The organism is Streptococcus sp. AS14 (assembly GCF_000286495.1).
Taxonomy (GTDB): domain Bacteria; phylum Bacillota; class Bacilli; order Lactobacillales; family Streptococcaceae; genus Streptococcus; species Streptococcus sanguinis_P.
The window spans coordinates 195,250-207,609 of record NZ_ALKI01000012.1 but is presented as its reverse complement, the minus strand read 5'-3'; the positions used below and the strand labels follow the sequence as shown (position 1 = coordinate 207,609).

The window sequence follows — 12,360 nt, the reverse complement described above, 5'->3', positions numbered from 1 at the left end:
CATGTCCATCAATTTCAGTGTCAACATATTGTTGTTTAGCAATATTTAGTCTTTGTTTATCAGTAAAATACACCATAATCATTCACCCTTTAGTAAATCACTTAGTTTTTTTGATACAACACTACCACCAATTTCTAATTTTTTTGATACATAATCTTCATTGATAGTATCTTTAATATACAAATCTTTGTCATTGTTAATATATGTAGTAATCACAATACCACCCATTGGATGAAGTTCTGCGGAATTATAATCAATTTTATATGACTTTATAATACCCGTTTCAGTTAAACACTGACTATCTAAATTCTTTATTCCTTCTTCAATTAATTGTTTTACTTCTTCACTTCTTACAGCTTTAAGCATCTCTTCCCTTTGTTTATCTTCTTGCATTTGCTTATTCATACTACAGCCTCCCATAAAAATAATAATTCCAAAAACTCCCAAAATAGATAGTAATTTCTTCATTTCTACATATCCTTCTTTACCTCATTTATACTACAAAATGATTTAATAGGACACCATCCTACATTGAAAAAAAATTCTATCATAATATCATGTGTGTTTGCTCGCCGACAACTGGCCTCACTTTTTTAGCTATATCGATCTTTTACTTCACTATTAAGAGAATTATCGTTATCCTCAGTCATAGCCGTCTGAAGATTTTATTCATTCACATATTTTTTGCTCATTTAACGTTTTCCTTTAACAAAGCTGATAATTTAGGTGATACGGTATAGCCATATGTTTCATAGTCCCCATTGTCATTTTTTATCAATCCAAAATGAAAGTCCAGCTCTTTATTGTTATTAAAATACAATCGAACCATCAGTCCTCCCATCGGATTATATTCTAATGTCTCAGTATCAATTTCATAAGATTGAATAACTCCTTCTCTTGTTAAGGCATTAGAATCATTCGCTCTCATATGTTCTTCATAAACCTTTCTTGCTTCTTTACTGGTCGCAATACATATCATCTTTTGCTTCTTCTGGTTTTGATACATACTAAATCCTATGATAATCAGTCCCGTAACTACTAGAATACTGAGCCCACTCCATAAGAATGTTTTATTCATCGTAATTTCCCCTTCAAATATCTTATCAATTTATTTTATTTGTAGTATAACACAATTTTAGGATATCCTTTAAATGGTGGAGGTCAGTAGTTCTCAGATATTATCATCGCTTTCAAAAAAAATTGAAGAAAGATGCATCTTTCTTCAATCTTAAACAGTCGTATTTTAATTACTCCTCAATATATTTCAATTTTCCTCGGAAATCTTCCAGACTTTCATAGCCTTTTTCTTCCATAATAGCCTTGAGTTCTGCGGTGATGCGCTCGAAGGATGCCACTCCTTCTTTATGAAGGGTTGTTCCTACCTGCACCATACTGGCTCCACAGAGGATATGCTCAAAGGCATCGCGCCCCGTCAGGACACCACCAGTACCAATGATTTGGATTTCCGGTTTCAGACGTTGGTAAAAGGCATGGACATTGGCCAGAGCAGTCGGCTTGATGTACTGACCTCCGATACCTCCAAAGCCATTTTTCGGACGAATGACCACTGACTCATCTTCTATATAAAGACCATTTCCGATAGAGTTTACACAATTGACAAACTTGAGCGGATATTTGTTAAAAATCGCAGCGGCCTGATCAAAATGCACGATGTCAAAATAAGGAGGCAGCTTGATACCCAGGGGCTTGGTGAAATAAGCAAAAGCCTCTGCCAAGATCTTTTCCGTTGTTTCAAAGTCATAGGCAATCTGCGGCTTGCCAGGGACATTGGGGCAGGAGAGATTGAGCTCAGTAATGCCTTTAAAGTCACTTGCCTGCACTTTCTTAAGAATGGTATGGGTTTCTTCTGGTGACATACCGACCAAAGAGAGGAAGAAAGTCCGATTTGGTTTGCTTTCCTGGAGTTCCAGCAGGTAGTCAAGATAGTAGTCTAAACCATTGTTGGGCAGGCCCATGGAATTGATAGACCCCAGCGGAACATCCTGATAGCGCGGTTCTGGGTTTCCCTGACGAAATTCCAGCGTCGCCGTCTTAGTCACAAATGTTCCCGCAGCAGAATCCTTGACTTCCGCCAGTTCCTCTTTTGTCATGCAGGCAACCCCGGCTGCATTCATCAGGCAGTTGTCAAATGCAAAACCAGCAATTTGTGTAGATGTCGAAACCATAGTAAAACGCTCCTTTTTCTTCTGAAGGCGAGTGCCTTTAGCTCATTTCCTCCATTATATCACCAAACTCCGCTTTTTCGTTTTTTAAACCAGCAATTCCTGACTAACGTTCGGAAAACATCCTGTTCGCTTTACTATTTTCTGGAATGTTTCAGAAAATAAATTGTGGAAATTTTTAGAAAATTCAACTTTTTTCTTTACAAGATAAAAAAAGTCTGCTATAATGTTCCATGTAATAAAATATGACATCTAAAAGATGCCTGTTTTAAAAATTTAAACACATCCTCGTCACACAAGCTGCAAGCAGCTTCCGACAGGATGGTTTACTATTTTATTTAAAGGAGAATAACAGATGACAACTGCTAAAGAATATATCCAAAGCACTTTCGAGACCGTAAAAGCCCGCAACGGACACGAGGCAGAATTCCTCCAAGCTGTTGAAGAGTTTCTCAATACTCTGGAGCCCGTTTTTGAAAAACACCCAGAATACATTGAAGAAAACATCCTAGCGCGTATTACTGAGCCTGAGCGCGTTATCAGCTTCCGTGTTCCTTGGGTAGACCGCGAAGGTAACGTACAAGTCAACCGTGGTTACCGCGTACAATTTAACTCAGCAGTTGGTCCTTATAAAGGCGGACTTCGTTTCCACCCAACTGTAAACCAAGGGATCTTGAAATTCCTCGGATTTGAGCAAATCTTTAAAAACGTCTTGACTGGCCTGCCAATCGGCGGTGGTAAAGGCGGATCTGACTTTGATCCTAAAGGTAAAACTGATGCTGAAGTGATGCGCTTCTGCCAAAGCTTTATGACAGAATTGCAAAAACACATCGGCCCATCTCTTGACGTTCCAGCTGGTGATATTGGTGTCGGCGGACGTGAAATCGGCTATCTCTATGGTCAATACAAACGTCTTAACCAATTCGATGCGGGTGTCTTGACTGGTAAACCCCTTGGATTTGGCGGCAGCTTGATTCGCCCAGAAGCAACTGGTTACGGCTTGGTTTACTACACTGAAGAAATGCTTAAGGCTAACGGCCAAAGCTTTGCTGGCAAGAAGGTGGTTATTTCCGGTTCTGGTAACGTAGCTCAATATGCTCTTCAAAAAGCAACTGAGCTTGGTGCAACTGTTATCTCTGTATCTGACTCAAACGGTTATGTTATCGATGAAAACGGTATTGACTTCGATCTTTTGGTTGACGTCAAAGAAAAACGCCGCGCTCGCTTGACAGAATATGCTGCTGAAAAAGCAAGTGCTACTTACCATGAAGGTTCTGTCTGGACTTACGCTGAGAAATATGACATCGCTCTACCATGTGCGACACAAAATGAAATCAACGGCGAAGCTGCGAAACGTTTGGTAGCTCAAGGAGTTATCTGTGTATCTGAAGGTGCCAACATGCCGAGCGACCTGGATGCTATCGCAGTTTACAAAGAAAATGGTATCTTCTACGGACCTGCTAAAGCTGCCAATGCTGGTGGTGTAGCTGTATCTGCTCTGGAAATGAGCCAAAACAGTCTTCGCCTCTCATGGACTCGTGAAGAAGTTGACGGCCGTCTCAAGGACATTATGACCAACATCTTCAACACAGCTAAAACGACCGCTGAAACTTACGGACTTGGCAAAGACTACCTGGCTGGCGCTAACATCGCTGCCTTCGAAAACGTAGCAAATGCTATGATTGCGCAAGGTATTGTTTAACTAGTCGATACATCCTATCGGAGGACAAATCATGAACTTGCGGCCAATGGAAGTGAGAGACAATCCAGCTGTAGCGCAGCTCATTCGAGCCAGCCTAGAAGAATTCGGGCTTGACAAACCAGGAACTGTCTACTTTGATTCTCATCTAGATCATTTGGCCGACTATTATCAACATCAAGAGAGGGCAGCTTACTTTGTTCTGGAAGATGAAGGTCATCTCGTTGGCTGCGGTGGCTTTGCACCTGTGTCTGATAAGATTGCTGAATTACAAAAACTGTATGTCACTAAAAATAGTCGTGGCAAAGGTTATTCTAGCCGGCTGATAATGCGGATATTCCAGGAAGCCCGTCTAGCAGGTTATGAACAGCTTTATCTAGAAACCACTACTGAACTGGCTACGGCCGTGGCCATCTATCAGCACTATGGTTTTACATCACTGCAGCAACCACTTTCTTACGCTGCTGGTCACCCAGCTATGAATATCTGGATGATAAAATCTCTCTTATCAGATGAATAGATGTCAGTATACTCTGGCTGCCTCAAGGACATCATGACTAACATCTTCAACACAGCTAAGACTACCGCTGAAACATACGGTCTTGGTACCGACTACCTGGCAGGTGCCAATATCGCTGCCTTCGAAAACGTAGCCAAAGCTATGGTATTGTTTAAGATTCTTTGCTCAATCCTCAATCACAACGATTGGGGATTTTTATATTGGTTTCAAAAAAGCTCACTATTTTTAATAGTAAGCTTGAAAACCAAGATTTATTTTACTTCTACTAAGGCAGAAGATAGGCATTCAACAATTTCGTTTACTGCTTCATCTATGTTCACATCTTCCTTATCATTCAACATCATTGGAATAACATAAGAAAGACTCAAGGCTAGAATATAACGAACGATTCTTTCATTTGACCAATCTCGGATAACACCATTTTCTTTAAACTGATTCAGAACTGGACTAATTGGCTTAATAATAGAGTGAACAATAACATTCCCTAACTGGCTAGAAATAGTTTTATCAATAAAAGAACGACTCAAGAGAATTTTAACTTGCATCTGATTCTCCTGAATGAAAACCAGTCTATCTCGAACAATGCTTCTCAAAAACACTGGAAAACTCTCTTGGTTTGCTGTAAATTTCTTCTCAGAAAAATCAGCAATCACATCTGGAATAACTTGTTCGAGAAAAGTCGACAGAATAGCTTCTAATATTCCTTCCTTGGTTTTAAAGTAACTAAAAACTGTCCCCTCTGAAACCCCAGCCTCCTTGGCAATAAGGCTTGCTGTTGTATTCTCAAAACCAATTTCTGAAAATAGCTTTAGACTTGATAATAATACTTGACGTTGTTTTAAACTCAAGTTGCTATTTTCTAACGTCTGAGCATACTTTTGTTCTAAACTTTCCATTGCTGGCACCTCTCTGCTACTCTCTTACTTTTACAACTTTCTTACCTCGAGTGTGTCCCGACTTCAGACTACGATATGCCTCTCTAACAGACTTTAGAGAAAAATCATAAACCTGATCAATATTCAGCCGAACCTTCCCATCTGAGACCATTTCCGCCAGAGTGTTCAAATCATCATATGTGGAATGTCTCGGACCCGTGAACTGGGCACCTTTTATCATAATATATGGTGAAGGTACTAGAGTTCCAATATCCGTGCCCTTCAATCCCAAACTGAAAGCTAATTTAACATAATCACTTCCATAGCCATCCAAGAATTTTGTAATCGGCTTTGGACTTGCTGATAGAAGAGCATTCTGGATGTTCTCTTCATAAGCCACTGGTATGGCACCTAAGGACCTCAGATATTCTGAATTCTTCTTACTTGCAATGCCGATAACCGTTGCACCCTTAGCAACTGCATACTGTACTGCAATACTTCCAATACCACCTGTCGCTGCTGAAATAACTACAACATCTTTAGAGTTTAGCTCAATCTTTCTAAAAGCACCTCCCACTGTTAGAGAGGCTACCCCCATAGTAGCAGCATGATTCATATCAATCATCTCTGGTTTCGACAAAATTTCCGATTCATTGACACAAATTTCTGTTGCCAAAGCTCCCCTCTTTGTCCCCAATCCAGGGTCACTGATCATTGTTCCAAAAACCTTATCACCTACTACAAACCGACTCACTCCTTCACCAATTTCTGTGATAACTCCAGCAAAATCCCGACCAACACCTCTTGGAAAAAGAGATGATTTTGACTCAAACCAACGACTTGGCTGCTTTAGTTTCGTCATAAAAGATAGAAATCGGAGTGGCTTTGCCCCCTCAAAAGTCTTATAATCAATAGGATTTAAACCAACTGCATAAACTTCTACCCTAACTTGATTCACTTCCAAAACATCAGATTTAATGTTCACCAAATCTAGCACTTCTTCATCACCGAAACGACTATACTGTATTGCTTGAACAACCATTTCATGAGCTCCTTTGTTTATTCACAAATTGAGTGAGCACTCAATCATTTTTCTTTGATTATACGCTCATTTTTCATAGATGTCAACATAGACGACGTGGCACAGTTATCTATATTTTTGTTTAATGATATCTTTTGATGAAAGCTGTCCTGTTTTATCGACTTCAAAGAAACTTAAAAAAAGAGAAGATTCAATTACCGTTTAACACGAATCTAAAGAAATCCGACTGCTTATCAAAGCAGCCGGATTTTTATATATCTAATTTTTCAAAAAATTTGCCTGCTACCTGCTTTTCTTTTAGCTTCTCTAACAGCTCATTCTCCAGGAAAGGACTTAGTTCGTCAAAATCTTGGCAAACCTTAAAAACAGTCTCTCTGTCCAACTGGCCATAAGCTAGTTCATAATAATCCTTCTTATGATGCCAGTTCTGGTCATAGTTGACATCTGTCCGTTGATAGTAAACAATGTTTTGCTTCGGAGTCAGGTAAATCTTCTGCGTCAGAATGCTTTTCTGATCTTTGGACAGCTTGCTGCGGCTGAAAATTTTAACCCCTTGAAAAATCTTGCGCTCATGGATACCTTGATTTGTGACTTTTAATTCAATTCTTTTATAATGCATACTGATACCTCCAGAAATCACCTACATTATATCAGGTTCTGGTAGATTTTCAAGCAAAAATGTGTCATTTCCAAAAGTCTTTTGTCGCTGCTAAAATCTCTTCTGTCGGTGTTACCGTAGCCTCAATAATGCTCTTACCAGTCTTTTTCAGATAAGCTTGTATCAGATGATAGCCATAAGCATAGCCTGCAGCATAAGGCATTCCAACTGGTATTTGACCCTGTATCTCTGCAATTTCATCACCGTATAGATAAGGAGCCATTTCCGCCATCCCCGTTAGCTGAAGCTGACTGGAGATGATGGGCTTAATCTCTTCTAACTGCTCTGGACTGGTTGAAGTGACCCAAGGTCCAATAAGCTCTTTACCATAGAGCTCAGCAGCAAAAGACTCCGCCAATCCTTCACTAACTACCCAGTCTGCTAATGTCGTCTGCTGGTTCCATTTGATAAATTGGAAGCGGACATTATGGTTGCACTCGTGAGCCAACGCCGCCTGCACACGTGGCAAAGTATAGTCATTTGGCAGCAGACTAAGCATGAGGTAGCCTGGAATTCCACCATCTCCGCTGTAACCTTTATTGAGCTGTAGCATAGGTTTTTCTGGATTGCCCAATAGAATAGTAAAATAGTAAGCCTCAACCTCTAAGTCATAGCCAGCTTGCTCAAAAAGACCGATACTCCTCTTGATGGTATCTTGACAGTCTTGCCAGAGTTGATCAGAGCTCAGAGCGTCGATAGCCGGTCTATCCTTTTCTGACAGAGTTGCGGGCAACAGATTCATAAAGCCAAGCAGGAACAAGGCATCAAATCCTCCGGGATACTTCGCTTTCAGAGGAATATGTTGAGTTTGGTATTTCGTTGCAAAAGGTGCTAAAATCTTAGCCCGAAAACAACCTTCTCTCTTTTCTAAAGGCAGCTCGAGCATCTCTTGATAAACTTTATCTGAACGAATCATGTTGATTTGCATGGTAATCTCCTTTTCTAATTTTCACCAGTATACACCCTCCTCTAAGGTCAGAGTCAAGAAAAAGATTTGAAACTTTCGCCTCAAATCCTCTTTTATCTATACAGTTTGCTGCCTCCACTTTCAAATCTAGTGAGGAAAGTAGCAAAGGTATTAGAGTAATGGGATAATTTTTCTTATTGTTCCTTCTTTTTCTCTTGCTTTGGCTTGCTTTTCTCCTTTTGCCACTTAGCATTGTCGTAGGTCACGGTATAGGTATCCTCATCGCCGCCTTCCCCGTCAAATACCAAGTCAAAACGGACTGACTTGCCTGGCGCCAAATTGGTGCCGATTTGTGTATTGTCAAAGGTTGAGCCGTCCAAAATATAAACATTTTCCTTCTTGTCATAGAGTCCAAAGTCATAAGGACTGACCAGAATAGGCTTTTTAGAAGTATTTTCAACCGTGATAGTCGCAACGACAGCTACTCCTGTTGACTCATCGCTCATGACTCTCTTGCTGTCTTCCACTGCCGAATGAACTGTCACCTTAAGTCCACTGGAAAATTCAACTGTTTTCTCAAAAGCATGGCTGGAATAGGTCTCTAAAGGCGAGTTATGATAACCTGTGAGGGACTTGAGATGGTCATTTTCCTCCATAAGGCCAATCGTGGTGATGACGAGGAGAATGCTGAGCAAGGCCAGAAGAAAGATGATAATACCAGACACCAGAGCTGCCCAAAAGAGCCCCTGCTTATGGAGAGGACGTTTTAAACGGTAAACATTATTATCCTCACTGACAATTTCCTGCTGAATTCGCTGATTCATATGGACCTTTCTAATCAATAATTACTTGCCTTTTGTAAGAGGCCCAAGCGTTGGGAGTTCAATTCCCTCTCGCAAAAGCGCTTCATGGTAGAGGCGGTAGAAGATATGGTAAATGGAAACCTGCATGCCACCTTGTACGATCATGCTGATACGGAAGTTGAACTGGCCATTTGAAGCCATCTGAGGCCCCAAGACATCCGGTTCCTTGAGAATCTCTGGATGTTCTGGCACTGCTTCTTCATTGACCTTGGAAATGATGCGGTAAATCTCGTCCAAATCCGTTTGGGCATAAAGCGGAATATCAATCAAGACACGCATATCTCCACGGGAAAGATTACTGACAACCATGATATTGCGGTTTGGAACAAAATGAAGCGTTCCGTCCGCGTCCCGTACCTGCGTCGTCCGAATCCCGACACTGATTACTGTTCCAGCGATGTTGATAGGACCGTTAGTCAGGCGGACATTGTCACCGACATCTAACTGGCGCTCGAGAAGGATAAAGAAACCATTGACCAGATCCGACAGGAAGCCCTGAGCTCCCATCCCGATGGCCACCCCAGCAATTCCCGCACCAGCCAAAAGACTGGAAACCGGCAGACCCAAGATGGATAAAACCCAGTAAATCAAGAGGAAATACAAGACATAATTAAGCAGATTCTCAATCAGCCGAGTAATGGTTTTCTGTCTGGCTACATCCTGTTTGGATAGCTTGAGAGAGGGGGCAATAATCTTGGTCACTGACAAATGCAGGATTTTCTTAACGATGTAAAATAAGATAAAAAGCAGAAGTAAAGAGACCAGCTTGGAAAAGAGGTCATCTGCAATCTTGCTCCAGTCGAACTGCTGGATATAGCGGGAAAAGACATTTCCGGTCTTAGACATAGGCTACCTCCAAAAAGATTACTACCATTATACCACAAAGACCAATCTGCATGGACATAGAATGGTTAGTCCGACCTAACATTGCTTTCACCTCCTTTCTATCGTATAATAAAATAAGTATCTAAGACAAGAAAGGAAGTTACGTGCTCCATCGCTTTATAACTATCTGGAATAAAACCAATCTAATCAAGAGGATTTCCATCGGTATTGGCATTGGTGTCCTGCTGGCTGTCGTCTTCCCCCAAGCACAAGCCATCGGACTTCTGGGCCAAATCTTCGTTGGCGGCCTCAAGGCTATCGCTCCGCTCCTAGTCTTCGCTCTGGTGGCAAACGCCCTGTCGCAGCAACAAAAAGGGCAAAAGAGCAATATGAAAACAGTCATCTTGCTCTATCTTCTGGGAACCTTTGCGGCTGCCCTGGTCGCGGTTCTGGTCAACTTCTTCTTTCCAATTAGCATAGAGTTGGCTTCGTCCTCCCAAAAAGTTTCTCCGCCAGACGGAATCGGACAAGTCCTCAGCAATCTTCTGCTTCAGCTGGTGGACAATCCCGTCAACGCCCTCATCTCCGCTAACTACATTGGTATACTGTCCTGAGCTGTCATCTTTGGAATTGCCATGCGGGAAGCCAGCCACCACAGCAAGGAACTGCTGCAGACCTTGGCAGATATCACTTCTAAGATTGTCGAGTGGATTATCAATCTAGCCCCTCTTGGCATTTTAGGCCTGGTCTACACGACCATTTCCGGCAAAGGCTTTCAGGCTCTAAAAAGCTATGGTATCCTGCTGCTGGCCTTGATAGCCAGCATGCTGATTGTCGCTCTAATTATCAATCCTTTGATTAGCTTTATCATGCTGCGGAAAAATCCTTATCCCTTGGTCTGGCGCTGTCTACGAGTCAGTGGTGTGACTGCTTTTTTCACGCGCAGCTCAGCGGCTAACATCCCCGTCAACATGAAACTCTGTCGGGATCTGGAGCTCAATCCAGAGACATACTCGGTCTCTATTCCTCTGGGAGCTACTATCAATATGGCAGGAGCTGCCATTACTATCAATACCCTGACCTTGGCTGCTGTCAACACGCTGGGTATCCGGGTTGACTTTGGCACAGCTCTAGTTCTCAGTATTGTAGCGGCAATTTCTGCCTGCGGAGCTTCCGGCGTAGCTGGCGGTTCTCTCCTACTCATTCCGGTCGCCTGCAGCCTCTTTGGGATTTCCAATGATTTGGCCATGCAGGTAGTCAGCGTCGGCTTTGTCATCGGTGTCATTCAGGACTCCTGCGAGACCGCCCTCAACTCTTCTACTGATGTCCTCTTTACAGCTGTGGCCGAGATGAGCAGCTGGCCAAAAGAAAAACGTTATTAATTCGACAAAAAACCTCTAGACTTCCATCATTACAGAAAGCTAGAGGCTTTTTTATGTGCGAAAATTAGTTCTTTCGATGCTTGTCAAAATATTTATTCGTTTCACTGATAACAATAGGAGAAAGCACCAGAAGAGCGATTAAATTTGGCAAAGCCATGAGGGCGTTGACAATATCTGCAAGAATCCAGACCGCCTCTAGACCTACAAAACCACCGAGTACAATCATCAGGACAAATAGCAGACGATAAACGCGGATATAGCGCACCCCAAAGAGAAATTCAAAACAGCGTTCACCATAGTAATTCCAGCCCAAAATAGTCGTAAAGGCAAAGAGAACTAGAAAGACTGAAAGCAGAACTGGACCAAAATTAGCAAAAACACTCGCAAAGGCTGCCTGAGTCAGGGATACACCATTGAGATTGCCATCCCAAACCCCTGTGATTAAAATCGTCAATCCTGTCAGGCTACAGATAATCAGGGTGTCAATAAAGGTTCCGGTCATGGAAATCAAGCCCTGTTCTACCGGTTCCTTAGTCCGAGCTGCCGCCGCTGCAATGGGCGCTGATCCCAAGCCAGATTCATTGGAGAAAACTCCACGCGCGACCCCGTTTTGAATTGCCATCTGGATGGTCGCACCGGCAAAGCCACCGACAGCAGCCGTCTGACTAAAAGCTGAGCTAAAGACCAGCTGGAGTGTGGGCAGCAATCGATCGAGATTGACCGCTAAGACAGTCACAGTCCCCAAGATATAAATAGCTGCCATAAAGGGCACAACCTTGGTCGACACTCGAGCGATAGACTGGATGCCGCTGAAAATAACCAGAGCCACCAAAATAGCCAAGATAGAAGCTGTCACAGCTGGAGGCAGCTGAATGGTATTCTGCATAGCCTCTGTGATGGAATTGACCTGCGTAAAAGTCCCAATCCCCAAGAGAGCCACCAAGATACCAGCTATCGCAAAAAAGATAGCTAGCGGGCGCCATTTCTCGCCCATTCCTAATAGGATATAGTGCATGGGACCGCCCGCCATGGCTCCATGGGCATCCTTGCGGCGGTACTTGATAGCCAAGAGGCCTTCGGCATACTTCGTCGCCATTCCAAAGAAAGCAGCCACCCACATCCAGAAGAGTGCCCCCGGTCCACCGGTTTTAATGGCCGTTGCCACTCCGATGATATTTCCCGTTCCCACAGTCGCGGCCAGAGCTGTACAGAGAGCCGCAAAGCTGGAGACATCGCCCTGATGCTCCTCGTCTGATACAAAGATTAGCCGAAAGGCACGCGGAAGACGAAAAATCTGCAGCAAGCCCAGACGCAGACTGAGATAAATACCGGTACCAACCAGCAAAATGAGCAGGGGCGGACCCCAAACAAAAGAATCTAATTGATTCAATATTTCCAACATGATA

12 protein-coding genes and 1 pseudogene are annotated in these 12,360 nt (G+C 42.7%); 3 read left to right on the top strand and 10 right to left on the bottom strand.

What is annotated here, in order from left to right; translation table 11 throughout:
- Positions 1-78: 78 nt before the first annotated feature.
- From HMPREF1150_RS06105 to HMPREF1150_RS06115, 3 genes are all read right to left on the bottom strand, one after another.
- Positions 79-468 (bottom strand): DUF1310 family protein, encoded by a 390-nt coding sequence (locus tag HMPREF1150_RS06105; RefSeq protein ID WP_009659832.1) that lies wholly within the window; start codon positions 466-468, stop codon positions 79-81.
- 220 nt (positions 469-688) lie between these two features.
- A complete protein-coding gene (locus HMPREF1150_RS06110; RefSeq protein ID WP_032905431.1) occupies positions 689-1,078 on the bottom strand; it encodes a DUF1310 family protein in 390 nt (129 codons plus the stop codon).
- Positions 1,079-1,247: 169 nt separating this feature from the next.
- On the bottom strand, positions 1,248-2,186 hold the full coding sequence (locus tag HMPREF1150_RS06115; RefSeq protein WP_009659629.1) for a dihydroorotate oxidase: 939 nt from the start codon (positions 2,184-2,186) through the stop codon (positions 1,248-1,250).
- 352 nt (positions 2,187-2,538) lie between these two features.
- Here HMPREF1150_RS06115 and gdhA point away from each other — a divergent pair, with 352 nt between their 5' ends.
- Together gdhA and HMPREF1150_RS06125 are read left to right on the top strand one after the other, a co-directional pair.
- The gene (gene gdhA / locus HMPREF1150_RS06120) at positions 2,539-3,885 is read left to right on the top strand and encodes an NADP-specific glutamate dehydrogenase (protein ID WP_009659683.1); all 1,347 of its coding nucleotides are present in this window, start codon (positions 2,539-2,541) and stop codon (positions 3,883-3,885) included.
- 31 nt (positions 3,886-3,916) lie between these two features.
- The gene (locus HMPREF1150_RS06125; protein WP_009659758.1) at positions 3,917-4,402 is read left to right on the top strand and encodes a GNAT family N-acetyltransferase; all 486 of its coding nucleotides are present in this window, start codon (positions 3,917-3,919) and stop codon (positions 4,400-4,402) included.
- 251 nt (positions 4,403-4,653) lie between these two features.
- On the opposite strand, the gene HMPREF1150_RS06130 is transcribed toward HMPREF1150_RS06125, so the two are convergent.
- The 6 genes from HMPREF1150_RS06130 to HMPREF1150_RS06155 form a co-directional block, all read right to left on the bottom strand.
- Entirely contained in the window at positions 4,654-5,298 is a 645-nt protein-coding gene (locus tag HMPREF1150_RS06130) for a TetR/AcrR family transcriptional regulator (protein ID WP_009659829.1), read from the bottom strand.
- Positions 5,299-5,314: 16 nt separating this feature from the next.
- Positions 5,315-6,319: an NADP-dependent oxidoreductase gene (locus HMPREF1150_RS06135; RefSeq protein ID WP_009659646.1), complete on the bottom strand. Its 1,005-nt coding sequence runs from the start codon at positions 6,317-6,319 to the stop codon at positions 5,315-5,317.
- Between the two features lie 250 nt (positions 6,320-6,569).
- Positions 6,570-6,938, bottom strand: a complete 369-nt coding sequence (locus tag HMPREF1150_RS06140) for an EXLDI protein (RefSeq protein WP_009659723.1) — start codon at positions 6,936-6,938, stop codon at positions 6,570-6,572.
- Between the two features lie 64 nt (positions 6,939-7,002).
- Positions 7,003-7,905, bottom strand: a complete 903-nt coding sequence (locus HMPREF1150_RS06145) for a DUF2268 domain-containing protein (RefSeq protein ID WP_009659639.1) — start codon at positions 7,903-7,905, stop codon at positions 7,003-7,005.
- Between the two features lie 173 nt (positions 7,906-8,078).
- Complete coding sequence (locus tag HMPREF1150_RS06150) at positions 8,079-8,708, bottom strand: DUF4352 domain-containing protein (protein ID WP_009659652.1); 630 nt, start codon at positions 8,706-8,708, stop codon at positions 8,079-8,081.
- A gap of 21 nt (positions 8,709-8,729) precedes the next feature.
- Entirely contained in the window at positions 8,730-9,593 is an 864-nt protein-coding gene (locus tag HMPREF1150_RS06155; protein WP_009659719.1) for a mechanosensitive ion channel family protein, read from the bottom strand.
- A gap of 143 nt (positions 9,594-9,736) precedes the next feature.
- Between HMPREF1150_RS06155 and sstT the strand changes: the two are divergent.
- Positions 9,737-10,954: pseudogene (gene sstT / locus HMPREF1150_RS0111190) on the top strand (serine/threonine transporter SstT).
- A gap of 64 nt (positions 10,955-11,018) precedes the next feature.
- Here the strand turns inward: sstT and HMPREF1150_RS06160 are convergent.
- On the bottom strand, positions 11,019-12,356 hold the full coding sequence (locus HMPREF1150_RS06160; protein ID WP_009659774.1) for a sodium:alanine symporter family protein: 1,338 nt from the start codon (positions 12,354-12,356) through the stop codon (positions 11,019-11,021).
- Between the last annotated feature and the right edge of the window lie 4 nt (positions 12,357-12,360).